Source organism: Micromonospora pallida (assembly GCF_900090325.1).
Classification (GTDB): domain Bacteria; phylum Actinomycetota; class Actinomycetes; order Mycobacteriales; family Micromonosporaceae; genus Micromonospora; species Micromonospora pallida.
In genome coordinates this window covers 4,075,609-4,092,645 of the sequence record NZ_FMHW01000002.1, presented here as the reverse complement: position 1 = coordinate 4,092,645, position 17,037 = coordinate 4,075,609, and the positions used below count along the sequence as shown (strand labels likewise).

Annotated in this window: 16 protein-coding genes and 2 pseudogenes; 11 read left to right on the top strand and 7 right to left on the bottom strand. The window is 72.1% G+C overall.

Going from position 1 to position 17,037, the window contains the following annotated elements; genetic code table 11:
• Positions 1 to 9 precede the first annotated feature (9 nt).
• A complete protein-coding gene (locus GA0074692_RS16595) occupies positions 10 to 2,400 on the bottom strand; it encodes a phosphoketolase family protein (RefSeq protein WP_091645663.1) in 2,391 nt (796 codons plus the stop codon).
• On the bottom strand, positions 2,397 to 3,227 hold the full coding sequence (locus tag GA0074692_RS16590) for a universal stress protein (protein ID WP_091645661.1): 831 nt from the start codon (positions 3,225 to 3,227) through the stop codon (positions 2,397 to 2,399). Before GA0074692_RS16590 ends, GA0074692_RS16595 begins: the two co-directional genes overlap by 4 nt.
• Positions 3,228 to 3,550: 323 nt before the next feature.
• On the opposite strand from GA0074692_RS16590, the gene GA0074692_RS16585 reads away from it, so the two are divergent.
• A complete protein-coding gene (locus tag GA0074692_RS16585) occupies positions 3,551 to 4,045 on the top strand; it encodes a DUF7144 family membrane protein (protein WP_141725307.1) in 495 nt (164 codons plus the stop codon).
• Between the two features lie 24 nt (positions 4,046 to 4,069).
• Here the strand turns inward: GA0074692_RS16585 and GA0074692_RS16580 are convergent, their stop codons facing one another.
• Together GA0074692_RS16580 and GA0074692_RS16575 are read right to left on the bottom strand one after the other, a co-directional pair.
• A complete protein-coding gene (locus tag GA0074692_RS16580; protein WP_091645656.1) occupies positions 4,070 to 5,719 on the bottom strand; it encodes a lipase family protein in 1,650 nt (549 codons plus the stop codon).
• A gap of 116 nt (positions 5,720 to 5,835) precedes the next feature.
• Entirely contained in the window at positions 5,836 to 6,270 is a 435-nt protein-coding gene (locus tag GA0074692_RS16575) for a VOC family protein (protein ID WP_091645655.1), read from the bottom strand.
• A 99-nt stretch (positions 6,271 to 6,369) separates the two neighbouring features.
• Here GA0074692_RS16575 and GA0074692_RS16570 point away from each other — a divergent pair, with 99 nt between their 5' ends.
• From GA0074692_RS16570 to GA0074692_RS16545, 7 genes and pseudogenes are all read left to right on the top strand, one after another.
• The gene (locus GA0074692_RS16570) at positions 6,370 to 6,606 is read left to right on the top strand and encodes an HTH domain-containing protein (protein ID WP_091645653.1); all 237 of its coding nucleotides are present in this window, start codon (positions 6,370 to 6,372) and stop codon (positions 6,604 to 6,606) included.
• Positions 6,606 to 6,794 (top strand): annotated as a pseudogene (locus GA0074692_RS36985) (Clp protease N-terminal domain-containing protein); the annotation flags it as partial. The gene GA0074692_RS16570 and the pseudogene GA0074692_RS36985, both read left to right, overlap by 1 nt.
• A 168-nt stretch (positions 6,795 to 6,962) precedes the next feature.
• A pseudogene (locus GA0074692_RS36980) lies at positions 6,963 to 7,169 on the top strand (Clp protease N-terminal domain-containing protein); the annotation flags it as partial.
• A 172-nt stretch (positions 7,170 to 7,341) separates the two neighbouring features.
• The gene (locus GA0074692_RS16560) at positions 7,342 to 8,388 is read left to right on the top strand and encodes a diacylglycerol/lipid kinase family protein (protein ID WP_091645649.1); all 1,047 of its coding nucleotides are present in this window, start codon (positions 7,342 to 7,344) and stop codon (positions 8,386 to 8,388) included.
• Positions 8,381 to 9,382, top strand: coding sequence for a YihY/virulence factor BrkB family protein (locus GA0074692_RS16555; RefSeq protein WP_091645647.1), 1,002 nt, complete (start codon positions 8,381 to 8,383; stop codon positions 9,380 to 9,382). Before GA0074692_RS16560 ends, GA0074692_RS16555 begins: the two co-directional genes overlap by 8 nt.
• A gap of 80 nt (positions 9,383 to 9,462) precedes the next feature.
• The gene (locus GA0074692_RS16550) at positions 9,463 to 10,953 is read left to right on the top strand and encodes a phosphatase PAP2 family protein (protein ID WP_091645645.1); all 1,491 of its coding nucleotides are present in this window, start codon (positions 9,463 to 9,465) and stop codon (positions 10,951 to 10,953) included.
• Positions 10,954 to 10,962: 9 nt separating this feature from the next.
• The gene (locus GA0074692_RS16545; RefSeq protein WP_091645643.1) at positions 10,963 to 11,778 is read left to right on the top strand and encodes an endonuclease/exonuclease/phosphatase family protein; all 816 of its coding nucleotides are present in this window, start codon (positions 10,963 to 10,965) and stop codon (positions 11,776 to 11,778) included.
• On the opposite strand, the gene GA0074692_RS16540 is transcribed toward GA0074692_RS16545, so the two are convergent.
• The 3 genes from GA0074692_RS16540 to GA0074692_RS16530 all read right to left on the bottom strand — a co-directional run bounded on the left by GA0074692_RS16540 (position 11,772) and on the right by GA0074692_RS16530 (position 13,928).
• Positions 11,772 to 12,644, bottom strand: a complete 873-nt coding sequence (locus GA0074692_RS16540; RefSeq protein WP_091645641.1) for a hypothetical protein — start codon at positions 12,642 to 12,644, stop codon at positions 11,772 to 11,774. The two genes, GA0074692_RS16545 and GA0074692_RS16540, sit on opposite strands and share 7 nt — an antisense overlap.
• Positions 12,645 to 12,738: 94 nt before the next feature.
• Positions 12,739 to 12,969, bottom strand: a complete 231-nt coding sequence (locus GA0074692_RS16535) for a hypothetical protein (protein WP_091645639.1) — start codon at positions 12,967 to 12,969, stop codon at positions 12,739 to 12,741.
• The gene (locus GA0074692_RS16530; RefSeq protein ID WP_091645637.1) at positions 12,966 to 13,928 is read right to left on the bottom strand and encodes a TIGR03557 family F420-dependent LLM class oxidoreductase; all 963 of its coding nucleotides are present in this window, start codon (positions 13,926 to 13,928) and stop codon (positions 12,966 to 12,968) included. Before GA0074692_RS16530 ends, GA0074692_RS16535 begins: the two co-directional genes overlap by 4 nt.
• Before the next feature lie 216 nt (positions 13,929 to 14,144).
• Between GA0074692_RS16530 and GA0074692_RS16525 the strand changes: the two genes are divergently transcribed.
• The 3 genes from GA0074692_RS16525 (at position 14,145) to GA0074692_RS16515 (ending at position 16,984) form a co-directional block, all read left to right on the top strand.
• Entirely contained in the window at positions 14,145 to 14,696 is a 552-nt protein-coding gene (locus GA0074692_RS16525; protein WP_342672843.1) for a GNAT family N-acetyltransferase, read from the top strand.
• 94 nt (positions 14,697 to 14,790) lie between these two features.
• Positions 14,791 to 16,293: a hypothetical protein gene (locus GA0074692_RS16520; protein ID WP_091645635.1), complete on the top strand. Its 1,503-nt coding sequence runs from the start codon at positions 14,791 to 14,793 to the stop codon at positions 16,291 to 16,293.
• Positions 16,283 to 16,984 (top strand): NUDIX hydrolase, encoded by a 702-nt coding sequence (locus GA0074692_RS16515; protein WP_091645632.1) that lies wholly within the window; start codon positions 16,283 to 16,285, stop codon positions 16,982 to 16,984. Before GA0074692_RS16520 ends, GA0074692_RS16515 begins: the two co-directional genes overlap by 11 nt.
• Positions 16,985 to 17,037 lie beyond the last annotated feature (53 nt).

Here is a 17,037-nt window from a genome sequence, read left to right as displayed (position 1 = left end):
GGCGGGCCGCTACCGGTCGGTCGGGTCGGTCTCGCGGACCCAACGCCACTCCGCGACCCGGGGAGCATCCTCGCCGAAGCGCCGGGTGTGGTCGCGGCACTCCTCCCGGGCGTCGACCATCTCCTGGCGGAGGTGCGCGGCGCGGGCGGCCAGCCCCGGCACCCGGTCGATCACGTCGATGACCAGGTGGAAACGGTCCAGGTCGTTGAGCATCACCATGTCGAAGGGCGTGGTGGTGGTGCCCTCCTCCTTGTAACCCCGCACGTGCAGGTTGCCGTGGTTGGTCCGACGGTAGGTGAGCCGGTGGATCAGCCACGGGTAGCCGTGGTAGGCGAAGATGATCGGCCGGTCCCGGGTGAAGATGGTGTCGAACTCGCTGTCCGGCAGTCCGTGCGGGTGCTCCGACGGCGGTTGCAGCCGCATCAGGTCGACCACGTTCACCACCCGGACCTTCAGCTCGGGCAGCCGCTGGTGGAGCAGGTCGGCGGCGGCGAGGGTCTCCAGCGTCGGGACGTCCCCGGCGCAGGTGAGCACCACGTCCGGCTCGCTGCCCTCGTCGGTGCTGGCCCAGGCCCAGATGCCCAGGCCGCGCCGGCAGTGCTGGACGGACTCGGCCATGGTCAGCCAGTTCGGCGCGGGCTGCTTGCCGGCCACCACCACGTTGATGTACTGCCGGCTGCGCAGGCAGTGATCCATGGTGGAGAGCAGGGTGTTCGCGTCCGGCGGGAGGTAGACCCGGACCACCTCGGCCTTCTTGTTGACTACGTGGTCGATGAAGCCCGGGTCCTGGTGGGAGAAGCCGTTGTGGTCCTGCCGCCACACGTGGCTGGAGAGCAGGTAGTTCAGCGAGGCCAGCGGCTGTCGCCAGGGGAGGTCCCGGGTCACCTTCAGCCACTTGGCATGCTGGTTGACCATCGAGTCGACGATGTGGATGAACGCCTCGTAACTGGTGAAGACGCCATGCCGTCCGGTGAGCAGGTAGCCCTCCAGCCAGCCCTGGCACAGGTGCTCGGAGAGCACCTCCATGACCCGCCCGTCAGCGGCCAGGTGGTCGTCGTCGGGGCCGGTGTCGGCCACGAACGTCCGATCGGTGACCTCGAACGCCGCGCCGAGCCGGTTCGAGGCGACCTCGTCCGGGCCGAACAGGCGGAACGTCTGCGGGTTGGCGGTGATGACGTCCCGGAGCCAGGGGCCGAGGACGCCGGTCGCGCCGGTGCCGGGCGCACCCGGCGCGGGCACGTCGACCGCGTACCCGAGGAAGTCCGGCAGGACCAGGTCGCGTAGCACCTGTCCGCCGTTGGTGACCGGGTTGGCGCTCATCCGCCGGTCCCCGGTCGGCGGCAGGGCGGTCAGCTCGGCCACCGGCGCGCCGGTGGCGTCGAAAAGCTCCTCCGGCTGGTACGACCGCAGCCAGCGTTCCAGCTCGGCCAGGTGTTTCGGGTTGTCCCGGACGGCCGACAGCGGCACCTGGTGGGCCCGGTAGGTCCCCTCGACCTGCTTGCCGTCGACCACGTCCGGCCCGGTCCAGCCCTTCGGGGTGTTCAGGATGATCATCGGCCAGCGTGGCCGGGTGACCGCCTCGCCGGACCGGGCCCGGCGCTGGATGGTGGCGATCTCGTCGACCGCGCGGTCCAGGGTGGCGGCGAGGGTCTGGTGTACCCGGACCGGGTCGTCGCCCGCCACGAGGTACGGCTGGTGGCCGAAGCCGCGCATCATGTCGAGCAGGTCGTCGAGGGGGATCCGGGCCAGCACCGCCGGGCTGGCGATCTTGTAGCCGTTGAGGTGCAGGATGGGCAGGACGGCGCCGTCCCGGGCCGGGTTCAGGAACACGTTGGACAGCCAGCTGCCCGCCAGCGGGCCGGTCTCCGCCTCGCCGTCGCCGATCACGCAGGCCACCAGCAGGTCCGGATTGTCGAAGGCGGCGCCGTAGGCGTGGCTGAGGGCGTACCCCAGCTCGCCGCCCTCGTGGATGGAACCCGGCACTTCCGGTGCCACGTGGCTGGGGATGCCGCCGGGGAAGGAGAACTGGCGGAACAGCTTCGCCATGCCGGCCCCGTCCCGCCCGACCGAGTGGTACCGCTCGCTGTAGGTGCCCTCCAACCAGGTGTTCGCCACCATGGCGGGGCCGCCGTGGCCGGGGCCGGTGACGAAGATGGCGTTCAGGTCGCGGTTGACGACGACCCGGTTGAGGTGGGCGTAGAGCAGGTTGAGGCCCGGGCCGGTGCCCCAGTGGCCGAGCAGTCGGGGCTTGACGTGCTCGACGGTGAGCGGCTCCCGTAGCAGCGGATTGTCCAGCAGGTAGATCTGGCCGACGGTGAGGTAGTTGGCCGCCCGCCAGTAGGCGTCCAGCCGCCGCAGCTCGTCGTCGGTCAGTGGGCCGTGCGGCTCGACAGCGGTCACGGCGTGTCCAGCGGGATGTCGGTGACGCCGCGTACGAAGATCACCGGAGCCGGGGCGTGGTACAGCAACGACTGGCTGACCGCGCCGAGCAGGCCCCGCCACGGCTGGTCGCCCCGGGCGCCGACCACCACCAGCCGGGCCGACCGGGACTCGTCGATCAGTACCTGGCCGGGGTCACCACGCAGCACCTCCGGTTCGACGGTGACCGTCGGGTGCCGCTGTCCCCGCTCGGCGAGCAGTTCGGTGACGTCCCGCCGGGGCTGATCGGCGTCGCCGTCGGCCTCGATCACCCGGACCGCCCGGAGCCGGCCGTCGTGCCGGGCGGCGCAGTCGAGGGCGAAGTCCAGCGCGAACCGGGAGGTGGCCGAGCCGTCCAGTCCGACCAGGACAGGTCCGCGCGGTGGCGGGGCGAGCCGGGCCACCAGGACCGGGCAGCCGGCCTGGGCGGCCACCTGCACGGCCGCCGCCTCGGGCGACACACAGTCCCGGGTGGTCATGCCACCGTCGCCGACGACGACCAGGAAGGCCGCTTCGGACTGCCGCAGCAGCGCCGCCACCGCCGCACCCTCCACGACGTGCGTGTCCACCAGCAGGTCGGAGGCCACCGCCCCGGCCGCCTCGACGGCCCGGGTGAGCGCCCGTTCGGCCTCGGCCCGGGCTCCGGCGAGGCTCGGCGCGGCCAGGGCCGCCTCCCAGTTGAAGGCGTGCAGCACCCGGAGCCGCCGGCCGTGCTCGGCCGCCTCCCGGGCGGCCAGCCGCACCACCGGCAGGCTCTCGTCGGAGCCGCTCACCCCCACCAGGACGGGCGCGTCGGCGGCTGCGCTCATCGCGGACCCACCTCCCACCTCGCCGTCCCATCGCCTCCGAGAAGGGCCACAGGGCCACCTGACCAGGACAGTAGTGGCGGTCTCGCGGCCGACGGGGCGAGTCAGCGGAACTGGAACCGGTTGGTCGTGACGGGAAGCCGGATGCTGGCGTCACCCCGCCCTGGCGCGCCAGGACCGGAGACCCGGCTGTCCGGAAGTCGGGGCGCGCCGCCGCCGGGCGGGCGACGATGGAGGAGCGGCGACCTGGACGGGCTGCGCGGAGGCGCTTCGTCATGCTGGCCGCCCCGCACCACCGGGTGTGGGTTCTCGACGGCGGAGGCAGCATGGCGGGAGGCAGGCCAGCTCCGGACGGCATGAGCCCGGACGGCATGAGCCCGGACGGCATGAGCCCGGACGGCATTGGTCCGGACGGTATCGGCCCGGAGGGCGAGCGACGGAGCCGGCGTCACCTGGCCTCGCTGCTGCTGAGCACGGCCGGCGTGATCGAGGGTCTCACCGGAATCGCCAGCATTCCGCTGGAGCCGTACGTCGACATCGCCAGCATGGAGCTGTTCTACCTCGACGTCGGCGGCTGGGGCTGGGTCCAGTTGCTCGTCGGGGTGGCGACCGCGCTGACCGGGCTGGCGGTGCTCCTCGACCGGCGGGCCACCACCGTCGCGGCGATCGTCACCGCGACCGTGAGCGTCGGGCTCGGCATCCTGCTGTTGCCGTACCACCCGCTGGCGACCTGGATGACGGCGATGCTCGCCGCCGTGGCCGTCTGGTTGCTCGCGGGGCAACTCCGCGCGGCGAGCCGCACGTCCGCCTCGCGGGTCTGACCGAACCCGGCCAGCGGCTGCGGGTCAGCCCGGTTGCCGCAACGGACGGCAGTAGTATCCCGTCGAGAAGGCGGGCAGGCCGGGTGGCACGATGGGCTCCCAGACCGGGTTGATGCGTAGCGCCAGGCTGGGCGCGTGCCAGCCCGCACCCAGCCGCTGGAGGAGACCGAACTCCCGACGCCGGACGTTGACCTCCTCACCGGCGAGAAAGTCGATCAACTGGTCCTCGATGACCGGGCGACCGAGGAACCCCCCGTGGAAGGACGGTGTCTCGACGGCCGGGATGCGGATGTACGGGGCCGGTGGCGCCTCGGCCGCGGTGACCGTCGGCAGGAAGGCGATCTCCCGGACCCCCGGAACGGGACACAACATGTGCAGGCGGTAGAAGGGCCCGCCCTCGTCCATCAGTGAGCGGATGAACGGCTCGTCCGGCGTGGTGGCGGCCGTTCGGCCGACCTGGGTGACAGCGAACATCCCCCGCAGCACCCAGCCGGCGGCCAGGCCCCAGCCGGTACTGGCGTCCCGGGGCGGGTAGTACGTGCGCCCGGCGCGGACCAGCGGGCTGAACATCGCCAGGGCCTGCACGCGAGGGTCCGGCCGATCCCCGACGTAGCGCCGGGCCACCATTGCCCCCTCGCTCTCGCCGACCAGGGCGATGGGCCGGCCGGTCCGGCGGTGCACCGCGTCGACCTGCGCGGCGAGCAGTTCCGCGCTGGAGCCCAGCGACCGGTGGGTGTCGAGCCACCGGTACGGCAGCGGCCGGCCACTCGCGTCCAGGCCCGCGTACGAGAACCGTTCGACCGCCGGGTCCCCGGACGGGCGGCCGTCGTACGCGGAGTCGTGCCCGGCCAGCAGGATCACCGCGTAGCGCACCCGCTCGGGCAGCGGCCGGTCGAAGATCGGCGGGGTGAAGGTGTTCGTCTCGTGGCGGGGCGAGGTGATCGTCTGCGCCGCCAGCGGGGTGGCCAGCGCGAGCACCACGACGATCGGCACCGCGGGTACCCGCCGCCACCGTACGTGCCGCTGGAGCACGGCCGCCCGCACCGTCCGGTTCCACAGCAGGCCGTTGACCGCGCCCGCAACCGCGGCGACGAGGGGCGTCACCGGCTCGGGAACCTCCCACACCACCCCACCGGCCACCGAGATCACCACGAAGTCGAGCAGCGACCAGCCGAGCAGTTCGGCCGACGGCAGTCCCCGCCACAGGCCGCGGCCCACGGCCATCCGTTGCAGGAAGGGGGCGAGGAGGAGCATCGGACCCAGCGAGACGAACAGGAACCAGGACAGCGACACCACCGACGCGGCGACGGCGTACGCGGCGAACGGTAGGACGAGGACCGCCGTGACGGCCGCGATCTCGAGGTTGCGCCGTACCAGCGCCGGGAACGCCGGCCGCCGCACGCCTTCCGGCCAGGCCAGGCCGACCAGGGCTGCGGAGTACAGCCCACGCAGCACGATCACGCCCAGCACGAGGAGCCCGAACGTCAACCAGGAGTTGTGGTAGACCAGCACCCAGCGCATGTCGTGGTACAGGTCGTACGGCCAGACCGCGGAGCTCTGGGGGATGAGGCCCTCCGCGCTGCGGAACGGGACCATTACCAGGATGATGGCCTCGACCACGGGAAACACCGCGGCGAGGCCGAGCAGCGCCAGCAGCCGGCGGGGCGGTCGCACGAGTCCTCCTTCGGCACGAGCCTCTGTGCCGACTCTCCCTCGTTCCGCCCGACAACCGGGGCCGTATGCCCGAAATCAAGCGATCCCGCGACCTCGATCCTCAGCGTCGCGGCCACTCAGTCGAGGCAGAACTCGTTGCCCTCGATGTCCCGCATCACGAGGCACGACTCGTTGACGCCGTCGGCAAGCAGTAGTCGCTCGCGTACCGCGCCGAGCGCGACCAGTCGTGCGCATTCGGCCTCGAGCGCGGCCACGCGCTCGTCACCCACGAGCCCGGTGCCGACCCGGACGTCGAGATGCAGCCGGTTCTTGACGACCTTGCCTTCGGGTACGCGCTGAAAGAACAGTCGCGGGCCCACCCCCGAGGGATCGACGCAGGTGAACGCCGAACCCTGGTGCTCGGGCGGCAGCGCGCGATCGAAGTCGCCCCACGTGGCGAACCCCTCCGGTGGCGGCGGTACGACGTACCCCAACGCCTCGCACCAGAAACGAGCGACGCGCTCCGGTTCTGCGCAGTCGAAGGTGACCTGGAAATGCTTGACCGACGCCATCGGCCCACCATAGAGGGGGCCCTTCGTCGTCTCCACGGTCCACCCACCACCATGTCAACCATGGTTGACATGGTGGCTATGTCAACGTAAATTGACAGCATGAGTCAGGCAACGGAACTCGCGGCCGCGGCCGGCAGTGCCGACCCCCGGGTCGGCCTGCGGGCCGTGCTCGCCCTGCGCCGGCTGCTGGAGCGGTTGGAGGTGGTCCAGGTGGACAACGCCCGACAGGCGGGCTGGTCCTGGCAGGAGATCGCCGACGCGCTCGAGGTGAGCCGGCAAGCGGTCCACAAGAAGCACGCCGGGCGACCGGCGGTCGAGCAATCCTGGGAGGCGTGATGTTCGAACGGTTCACCGACCGGTCCCGCGAGGTGGTCCGGCGAGCCCGGGCCGAGGCCGGCCGGGAGGCGGTCGGCACGCAGCACCTGCTCCTGGCCATCCTCGCCGACCCGGACGCCCTGGCCACCCAGGTGCTCGCCGACGCCGGCATCGCCGCCGACGACCTTCGTGCCCGGACAGCCCGGCACGTCGACCGCAGCGCCGTCCTCGGCGAGGCCGACGCCGCCGCGCTGCGCCAGATCGGCATCGACCTGGCCGCCATCGAGGCCCGGCTCGAGGAGTCGTTCGGGCCGGGCGCGCTGCGCCGGCCGGTGCCACCACGCCGTCGGGGCTGGTGGCGGCGGCCCACGGGCGGCCCGTTCACCCCCCGCTCGAAGAAGGTGCTCGAACTGGCCCTGCGGGAGGCGCTGCACCTCAAGCACCGGCACATCGGCACCGAACACATCCTGCTCGGCCTGCTCCGGGAGGGCAGCGGGCTGGCCGCGCAGGTCCTCCGCGAGGCCGGCGTCGAACTGCGCGACCTGCGCCGGCGGGTGGAGGCGGCGGTACGGGCAGTGGCCTGACCCCGGGCGCGACCCCGAGACCGACGACGCCGAGCACGCGGGCCCACCGGTGCCGGGCCCGCCCGGAGTCCACCCGGCCGGTCCGTACCCGGGTCTGAAACCTTTTTGTGGTCTGTCCGACGACGGACCTCGCCGGGTCGCTGCCGACGCCACATTGCTGCACACTTGCGCCGTGGATGCTGGAGAGGGTGGGCGGCGTGGGGCGGAACGGGGCGGCCTGCGCTCCGCCGTCGTGGTCAACCCGGTCAAGGTCGCCGATCTCGACGAGCTGCGCCGCGTCGTCGACGAGACGTTGACCGCCGCGGGCTGGCCCGAACCGCTCTGGTACGAGACCACCGTCGAGGACCCGGGCCGGGGCCAGACCGAGCAGGCCGTCGCGGCCGGCGTCGACGTGGTCTTCGCCTGCGGCGGCGACGGCACCGTGATGTCCTGTGTGAGCGGGCTGGTCGGCACCGAGGTGGCTCTCGCCGTGCTTCCGCAGGGCACCGGCAACCTGCTCGCGGCGAACCTCGGCCTCTCCGGCGACCTCGCCGCCGGGCTGGAGGTCGCCGTCGAGCAGGGCCGCCGCCGCCTCGACGTGGGCGCGGTCGAGGGACACCACTTCGTGGTGATGGCCGGTATGGGCTTCGACGCCCAGATGCTCGCCGACACCTCCGAGTCGACCAAGGCGCGCATCGGTTGGCCCGCGTACGTGATGGGGGCCGCCCGCCACCTGCGGGACCGGCCGATGAAGGTGAGCATCCGCATCGACGACCGGCCCCCGGTGCGGCGTCGCGCCCGGTCGGTGCTGGTCGCCAACGTGGGGCGGCTCCAGGGTGGGGTTACCCTGCTCACCGAGGCCGAGCCGGACGACGGCCACCTCGACGTGGCCGTGCTCACCCCGCGTACGGTGCGGCACTGGCTGCAACTCGGCTGGGCGGTGGTACGCCGGCGCGGCCGGGTGCCCCGGATGGAGGTCTTCCGAGGCCAACGCATCATGATCACCAGCAACCGGGCGCAGCCCCGGGAACTGGACGGCGACCTGATCGACCCCGGCCGGTCGCTCCGGGTGGAGATCCGCCCCGGGGCGCTCTGGCTCTGCGTGCCACGGCCGGCACAGGACCCCGACCTGGCCGAGGACGCCGAGGCGGTCGCAGAGCGGGGTGAACGCCGGGTCGAGGACGCCGAGGCGGTCGCGGAACGGGGTGAACGCCGGGTCGAGGAGGCACACCGTGAGTAGCACCCGGATCGTCCCGGAGACCCGGCTGATGGCCGACGAGGAGCTCTCCGCCGACGACGCCTGGCACACCCTGCGCCGCGAGGGCGGCTGGTGCCTGCTGCGCGACGCCTTCGTCCGGTTCCGCTACGGCGACGGGTTCAGTCACGCCCGGGCCTTCGCCCTGCAACTCTGTCTCGCCGTGGTGCCGTTCATGATCGCGCTCACCGGTCTGATCAGCGAACTCGGCGTGGAGGAGGGCGGCACGGTCGTCGCGGACACCGTGCTCGCGCTCACCCCCGGCGCGAGCGACGACATGGTCAAGGAACTGCTCAGCGACCGGGAACGCACCGAGGATGTCGGCGAGCTGGCGCTGACCCTGGGCCTGCTGACCGGCCTGGCCGCACTGACCTCCACCATGGCCCAGATCGAGCGGGGCGCGAACCGGATCTACGGCGTCGAGCGGGACCGCCCGGCACTGTGGAAGTACCTGCGGGCCGCCGTGCTCGCCGTCACCGCCGGCCTGCCGGCGCTGGTCGGCTTCCTGATCCTCGTCGGCGGCGGCGCGATGGGCGACTCGGTACGCCGGCACTACGCCTGGGGCGACACCGTGTACGGCGTCTGGAGCGTGCTGCGCTGGCCGCTCAGCCTCGTCCTGACCGTCCTCGCCGTCGCCGTGCTGTTCCGGCACGCGCCCCGGCGCAAGCAGCCCGGCCTGTCCTGGCTGTTCTTCGGCGCGGCCATCGCCACCGTGCTGTGGTGGTTGACCAGCCTGCTGCTCGCCGCCTACGTGGCGTTCGGCGACAACTTCGGGCAGACGTACGGGCCACTGACCGGGATGATGGCGCTGCTGCTCTGGGCCAACCTCACCGGGATGGCGCTCTTCGGCGGGCTGGCTTTCGCCGCCCAGCTCGAGGCGGTGCGGATCGGCGTGCAGGAGCCCGCCCAGCCGGACCTCTGGGAGCCGGAGGCCCACCGCGAGCAGGTCCACGACACCGGGGAGATGACCGCGCTCTGACCACCCTCCCCGACGGCCGGGCGGGTGTACCGGACCGGCCGATCGGGTACTGCCGCACGCCAGAGGCGAAGGAGGCTGTCGTGGCTGCGGTCAGAGAGGTTCTACGTCGCCCCCTGGGGCACTTCACCGAACGGAGCCTCGCCGGCCTGGCGCTGGTGCTCGGTGCCGGGGTCGGCTTCGGGGTGCTGCTCGTCCTGGTCCGCAGCCAGTGGGCGCCGCTCTACGACGTCGACCACGGCGTCGCCGCCTGGCTCAACGCGCAGATCTCGCCGCACGGCCCGCTGGTCACCGTGCTGAACGCGATCACCGACCTCGGTGGGCGATCGGTGATCCTCTGGCTGGTGTCGGTGGCGGTGGTCGGCCTGCTGATCCGGCGGCAGGGACGACTCGCGGTCTACCTGCTGGTCACCGGTGCCGGCGCGCTCATCCTCGACCCGACGCTCAAGGCGCTGGTCGACCGGCTGCGTCCCGAGGTCGAGGTACGCATCGGCAGCTACGCCGGGGAGAGCTTCCCCAGCGGGCACGCGCTCGGCGCGATGGTGGCGTACGGGGCGCTGCTGCTGGTCTTCCTGCCGGCCATGTCCCGCCGGTGGCGTAAGCCGGCGATCGTGCTCACCGCCACCGTGGTGGCCCTGATCGGCTTCAGCCGGGTCGCGCTCGGCGTCCACTTCGTCTCCGACGTGCTCGGGGCCTGGCTGCTCGGCGCGGCCTGGCTCGGCGTCACCGCGTACGCCTTCCGACTCTGGCGGCTGGAACGGGGCCGGCCCGCCGTACCGCTGAAGGAGGGCCTGGAACCGGAGGCCGCGCGCGACGTCGCGCCTGCGCCCGACGAGGATCGGCTGCTCCCGCACCCCCGGGCCGGCGTGGCCGAGCTGATCATCGGCTGGGTGCTGGTGCTCGGGGTGCTCTACGGCTTCGGGATGTTCGTCAGCTACCACGCCGACGGCACCTTCTTCGCCACGCTCGACACCGCCGTGCCGAACTGGTTCGACGCGCAACGCACCCCGGCCGGGGACGAGGTCAGCCACTGGTGGAGCAAGGCCGGCGACACCCACGCCATCCTGCTGGTCTCCCTGATCTTCTGCCCGCTGGTGCTGGCGGTCTGGCGACGCTGGCGGCCGGTGCTCTTCGTGGCGCTGACCATGTTCGGCGAGCTGAGCCTCTTCCTGGCCAGCTCCGGCACCGTCGACCGGCCGCGCCCGCCGATCGAGAACCTGGACGGGCCGATGCCCACCTCGTCCTTCCCGTCCGGGCACATCGCCGCGACCCTCTGCCTCTGGCTGGCCATCGCGATCATCGTGTTCCCGCGTACCGACCGCTGGTGGCGCTGGGTGTTCGTCGGGCTCGCCGTGGTCATGCCGGTCGGGGTGGCGATCTCCCGGATGTACCGGGGCATGCACCACCCGACCGACTTCATGGGCGCGATCCTGCTCACCGCATGCTGGGTGGGCCTCCTCTACTGGGTGATCCGCCCCAACGCCGACCTGGCCGAGGGGAACCGACCGACGATCGAGTCGGAGGACGTGCACACCCTCGACGACGAGCTGGTCAAGGCGGGCCGGGCCGACTGAGCCGCGACGATGCTGCGGGTGATGACCTGGAACATCCGGACCGGCGGCCGGGACCGCACCGGCCCGGACCGCCGCGACCGGGTGCTCCGGGTGATCGCCGACCAGCGGCCGGACGTGCTCGCCCTCCAGGAACTACGCGGCTTCGACGCGGCCGACACCATGGACCGGTTCGCCGAGGCGGTCGGGATGCGGGCGTACCTGGCCCGCACCTGGTTCGGCCAGCCGGTCGCGGTGCTGGTCCGCCCGCCCTGGCGGGTGCTCGTCGCCGCGCCGGTGCGCCGGCCGTTCCACCACGCCGCGCAGCGGGTCACCCTGGCCACCGCCGAGGCCGGGCCGCTGACCGTCCTCGGCACCCACCTCGACCCGTACTGCGGGCGGCGACGTTTGCTGGAAGCAGGCTGGCTGGCCGCCGCCGTGCGTCGGGCACCGGGGGAGGCCGTGCTGCTCGCCGGGGACCTGAACACCCTCGACCCGTACGGCGACCACGCCGCCCGGATCGGCCGGCTGCCGGCCGCATACCGGCGGCGACACCTGCGCCGGGACGGCCAGACGGTGGAGACCCGCGCGGTGGCCCGGCTGTACCGGGCCGGACTGGTGGACCTGTTCACCCACGCCGGGACGGGGGAGCCGGAGACCGCCCCGACCACCGAGGGCGGCGGGGCGGAGTTCTCCGGCATGCGCCTGGACTACCTGCTCGGCACGCCCGCGCTCGCCGGCCGGGCGCGGGACTGCCGGGTCGTGCGGGGCGGCGAGCGCGAGTACGCCTCCGACCACTACCCGGTCGTCGTAGACATCGACCTCTCCCCGGCGTCGTCGGGTCAGTAGCCTTCGGCTTCGCTCACGGCGTCCGGGTGGGCGAAGAAGGCGCCGGGATAGCGCGGCGGGTACCGCAGGGCGACGTCGCGGTCATCGGGCGGAAAGGCCCGGTTGATGCCGAGTGCCACCTCGTGGCCGCCGTGGAAGAACAGTTGTTTCGCTCCCGGAATGTACTCGTTCTCGACCTGGTACCGCAGTTCGGTGAACTTGGCCTCCACCGCGTGGCCGAGCGCCACCAGATTCAGGGCCTCCGGACCGCCGTCGACCCCTGCCTGAAGCGCTCTGGTGAGGGTGCTCGTGAAAGGGTCGATCTCGCTCCCGAACAGCATCACCCGGCCAGCGCCCAGCAGCGACAACTGCGCGCCGTGCCGGTGACCGGCCGGTCGGTCCGGCCGGGTGAAGTGCCGCACGGCGACCTGCGCGGAACCGCAGTCCAGCAGGACGACGAGTCGGGTCGCCGCACTGTCCCACATCAGGTCGGCGACCCTCCTGAGCACCGACCGCAGGCTGCCCGGATCCTCGGTCCACTGCTCCGCGCCCTCGGGGGTCTCCCAGTGTTCCGGGCCGGTCGCGGCGTAGGAGAACAGCAACGTGTCCGACGCCGCCGCGGCGGCCCGGCGCACGGCGTCGATCACCGCGTCCGGGGACTCCCCGCGCACGAGCTGTTCGGTGTGCGCTTCGAGGAAGGGCGTACCGATGGTCGGGGAGGTGAGGGTGCGGGCCAACGCCCTGGTCGCCTCCACCGCCGACTCGTAGCCGTGGCCGAAGCCATGGTCGGCGTCGGGGTCGGGGGTGTCCCGGCCGACAAGGACGGCTCGGGAGCCGGCGAGGACGGGCAGGAGCGGATGTCGTCGCGGGGTGGTGTTGGCCGTCATCACTCCATTCTGAACCGAGAGCTCTCCTCCAAACGGCCGACACCCGGCGTGGCACCAGCCCGGTGAACGCTCCAGTCGCGTGGCGGAGGGGCGCTCAGAGCACCGTGTTGACCAGCACGGTCAGCGCGATCGAGGCGAGCACCGAGAAAAGGATCATCAGCAGGCAGCCGAGGCCGCCACCGAGCGGCCGGATCTCCGTGTTACCGATGCGCATGGGCCGGGCGAGGGCCAGCCGCAGCTCCGCCCACCCGAACCGGTCTGGTGCCGGGCCGGTCGTCCGGGACTGTCCGGCGTCCCTTGGCGGCGGAACCGGCGCGGTGCTCACAGTTCGCGCAGCCGGGGCAGCAGCTCCTCGCGCGCCCAGTCCAGGAACATCGGCTGGCTGTCCCCGCCCACCTGGACGACGGCGACGTGGCTGAAGCCGGCGTCGACGAACTTCTTGAACGCCTCGACGTGCCGGTCGACGTCCGGGCCGCAGGAGATGCCCTCGGCGACGTCCTCCTCCCGGACGTACTGGCTGGCCGCCTCGAACGAGTCCGGTCCGGGCAGCTCGGCGTTGACCTTCCAGCCCAGGCCGAACCAGCGGAACTGGTCGTGCACGATCTTGCGGCACTCGGCCTCGTCCGGGCCGTAGCAGATCGCCACCTGACCGTACCGGGGCTGGCCCGCGCCGCCCGCGTCGTCGTACATCTCGATGATGTGCCGGTCGGGCTCGGTGGCGACGATGCCGTTGCCGTACTCGGCGGCCAGGGTGGCCGACTGCCGGCCGGAGGCGGCGATCGCCATCGGGACCGGTCGGTCGGGCCGGTCCCACACGTACGCGTCCGGTACGTCGAAGTGGTTGCCGGAGAAGGTCAACGTCTCCCCGTTCAGCAGCGGCCGGATGATCTGCAACGCCTCCTCGAACATCTCGTGCCGCTGCTGCACGTGCGGCCAGCCGCCGACCACGTGCTCGTTGAGGTTCTCCCCGGCCCCCAGGCCCAGGGTGAACCGGCCGTCGGAGAGAACGCCGACCGTGCTGGCCTTCTGCGCCACCACCGCCGGGTGGTAGCGGCGGATCGGGCAGGTCACGAAGGACATCAGCTCCGCCCGCGAGGTGGCGTGCGCGACCGCGCCGAGCACCGACCAGGCGTACGGCGAGTGCCCCTGCGAGTCCAGCCACGGGTAGTAGTGGTCGGAGATGACGAGCTGGTCGAAGCCGGCCGCCTCCGCCCGTACCGCGTAGTCGACCAGCTGCTTCGGGCCGGCCTGCTCGCACAACAGGGTGTAGCCGACGTTGACCATCGCACGCTCCTCTCGCCGCACCGATCCCCCCGGCTTACCCGCCATCCCGCCACTCAACCAATGCCGGCGTGATCAAGAAGTTCGCGTTACCCGGGAGGCCGGATCCTGACGCGAACTCTCTTGGCCAACCAGCGAGGACGCGGCGAGGCGCGGTGGGGACACGGGGCCGGCGGTGGCGGCGGCGCGGGGGGCGGGGAGGCGGTACGCTCCGGCGGCATGACGGTGGTGGTGGTGGAGACGGAACGCCTGGTGGTACGACCCTGGACGGCCGAGCCGGCCGACCTCGCCCGGCTCTTCGACATGTACTCCCGGACCGAGGTGATGCGGTTCCTGGGGACCAACCCCCAACCACCCACCGAACCCGAGCAGATGCTCGGCATGCTGGAGCGCTGGCAGGCCCGGGGCTCGCGGGACGGCTGGTACGGCATCTGGGCGGCCGAGCTGCGCGCGACCGGGCAGGTGGTGGGGACGACGATGATCAAGCAGCTCCCCGGCCTGGACGACCGGACGCTGACCGACGACATCGAGGTGGGCTGGCACCTGCACCCGGACTCCTGGGGTCACGGGTACGCCACCGAGGCCGCGCGGGCGCTCGTCGAGCGGGAGTGGACACACACGGACACCGAGCTGGTCCACGCGGTGGTGAACCCGGCGAACGAGGCGTCGAAGGCGGTGGCCCGGCGGCTCGGCATGTCCTACGTGGGCCCGCGTACCGACTGGTACGGCGGCGAGCCCGTGGACACCTTCGTGCTGCGCCGCCCGTCCTGACGACCGCACACCCACTTCGGCCGAAGGCCATCGCGTTGTCACCGGTGGGATAGGGATCCATAGTGGAGTCTCCTACTTACCGCGGAGGAGTGGGATGTCGGATCTCTTCAACACCGATGGCCGCCTGGTGCAGATCAAGAATCGGGACCTCGCCCGGGTCGCGGTCGTCGCCCAGTGCCTGGACAACCAGTGGGTCACCGAGGACCTGCTCACCCAGATCATCACCCGGCGGCAGTCGTACCGGGACGTGGAGCGGCAACGCCAGCGCGACGCCCGGGCCGAGTACCTGCGCTCGATCCTCAACGCCGAGCAGGTGGTGATCAACCGGGCGTACTTCTTCAACAACCCCGTCGTCCATCGGGACTTCGTCTCCACCGGCCCGCAGCGCGAGGCGTTCCGGGCCCTGCTGGACGAGGGGGTGATCGTCCCCTTCCTGCTACGGGAGCGCCATCCCGCCGAGGAACCGCAGTTCGGTGTCGACGCGGCCGGCTGGCCGGCGTGGCTGCGGATCCTCGACGAGGTGGACTCCGTCCGCTGCCTCCGCCTGTCCTGGGAGGACGAGGAGAACGAGAGCCTCACCCAACGCTGCATGTACGCCGAGTTCCACCGGTTCCTGCTCACCCTGGTCGCCTTCGACGTGTCCCAGCTCCTGCGTGACCTCGACCTGTCCGACGAGGGGCGACCGGCGCTCAGACGGCGTCTGCTGGAGATCAACCAGTGGGCCGCCGACACCGAACAGGTCACCCGGAACGCCTTCTACCAGCAGTTCCTGGTCGAGCCGGGGACCAACCCGGCGGAGGGGATGTTCCGCTCCGACCCGCTGGTCGCCGAGCTGAAGCAGCTCGTCGACCTGCGCTACAACACGACTCTCCCGGATGCCGTCGACGGGTACGCGTTGACCCCGGCGGACTCGCTACGCCGGACCGCGATGCAGGAGTACCGCCGGCCGCAACCGTCGGAGCGCGGGCTCGACGACCTGCTGGAGCTGGTACGGACGCTCCGGCCGCAGGTCTTCGACCTGGCCCAGGCCCCGCTGCGGCTCGACCTGACCGGCCTGGAACTGCACCACGTACGGCAGGCCCGGCAGACCGACGAGTGGCGCGACTACGTGACCGCCCTGCAAGCGCTGCTCGACGAGCCGCTCGACTTCGTCGACCGCTCCCAACGGCTGTACGACCGGTACGTGGCGCTGGCCCGTCGGCTGGCCGAGATGGTGGGTGAGCGCCGACAGGACCGGATGAGGGTCTGGGATCCGGCGATCCGGGTCACCGTCGAGGTGGCCGGTGCCGTCGTCTCGGTCGTCTTCGACGGTGACCCCAGGCTCGAACTGGCCGGCGAGGTGGCACCCGAGGTGGTCGCGCGGGCAGCGACCGCCGTGCTTCGCTTCGCCGTCGTCGGCCGGGACGAACGGCGCGCCGCACGCGAACTGAGCACGGGCATGGACGTGATGCGGGTGCGTCTGCAACGGGCCGGGGAGGATTGGCGCGAACTCGTGCGCCGGCTCCAGGAGTTGGGCTTCCCCGTCACCGACGAGGACACGGCACGGGACAACGAGCCGAACATCGACCGAGCGCAGGGGGAAGACGGTGACCAGTAGCTGGCAGGAGTACGCGGAGTTGCGCGAGCGCATGCCCGAGCACTTCGTCAATCCACCCGACGCCGCGGTGCACATCCTGCACGACCCGGCGGAGGTGGCGGCGGCCGAGCGGGCCAAGGCCGAGGCGCTCCGGGCACGGGGCCTGCCGACGGAGTGGAGCCGGGTCGGGGTGGCGTACCGGGACGAGTACGTGACCCTGGTCCGGGACCCGGTCCGCTTCTCCGACGGTTCGCTCGGGACGTACATCCGGACGATGCCGGGCACCGATGCGGACGGGGTGGTGCTGCTGCCGGTGCTCGACGGCTCGGTCGTCCTGGTGGAGCACTTCCGGCACGCCGTCCGAAGCTGGCAGCTCGAGGCCCCGCGCGGGTTCGGGGAGGCTGGCGTACCGGCGTTGGAGCAGGCCGCCCGAGAACTGCGGGAGGAACTCGGGGCGGTGCCCACCCGGGTGGTCGACCTCGGGTTGCTGCATCCGGACGCCGGCACCGCCACCGATCAGGTGCACCTCTATCTCGTAGAGATAGCGGAGATCGGCCGGTTGGACGCGGTGGAGGGTATCCGGACCGCCCGCACGTATCCGGCCGAGAAGGTGGGCGAGCTGATCCGGGACGGAGTCGTCACCGACTCGTACACCATCGCGGTCTGGACCCGGGCCTGGCTGCGCGGGCTGCTCGCGACCTGCCCGGCGTGACCGGCGCGCCTGCGGCGTCCTCACAGGCAGTTCCCAGTGGAAGCCGTTAAGGT

What these genes read in the sequence shown, in the direction of transcription:
- GA0074692_RS16540 (WP_091645641.1), bottom strand. Translation starts at nt 12,644, where the DNA reads ATGACGGCCAACACCACCCCGCGACGACATCCGCTCCTGCCCGTCCTC.
- GA0074692_RS16520 (WP_091645635.1), top strand. Translation starts at nt 14,791, where the DNA reads ATGTCGGATCTCTTCAACACCGATGGCCGCCTGGTGCAGATCAAGAAT.
- GA0074692_RS16525 (WP_342672843.1), top strand. Translation starts at nt 14,145, where the DNA reads ATGACGGTGGTGGTGGTGGAGACGGAACGCCTGGTGGTACGACCCTGG.
- GA0074692_RS16545 (WP_091645643.1), top strand. Translation starts at nt 10,963, where the DNA reads ATGCTGCGGGTGATGACCTGGAACATCCGGACCGGCGGCCGGGACCGC.
- GA0074692_RS16530 (WP_091645637.1), bottom strand. Translation starts at nt 13,928, where the DNA reads ATGGTCAACGTCGGCTACACCCTGTTGTGCGAGCAGGCCGGCCCGAAG.
- GA0074692_RS16575 (WP_091645655.1), bottom strand. Translation starts at nt 6,270, where the DNA reads ATGGCGTCGGTCAAGCATTTCCAGGTCACCTTCGACTGCGCAGAACCG.
- GA0074692_RS16585 (WP_141725307.1), top strand. Translation starts at nt 3,551, where the DNA reads ATGGCGGGAGGCAGGCCAGCTCCGGACGGCATGAGCCCGGACGGCATG.
- GA0074692_RS16570 (WP_091645653.1), top strand. Translation starts at nt 6,370, where the DNA reads ATGAGTCAGGCAACGGAACTCGCGGCCGCGGCCGGCAGTGCCGACCCC.
- GA0074692_RS16590 (WP_091645661.1), bottom strand. Translation starts at nt 3,227, where the DNA reads ATGAGCGCAGCCGCCGACGCGCCCGTCCTGGTGGGGGTGAGCGGCTCC.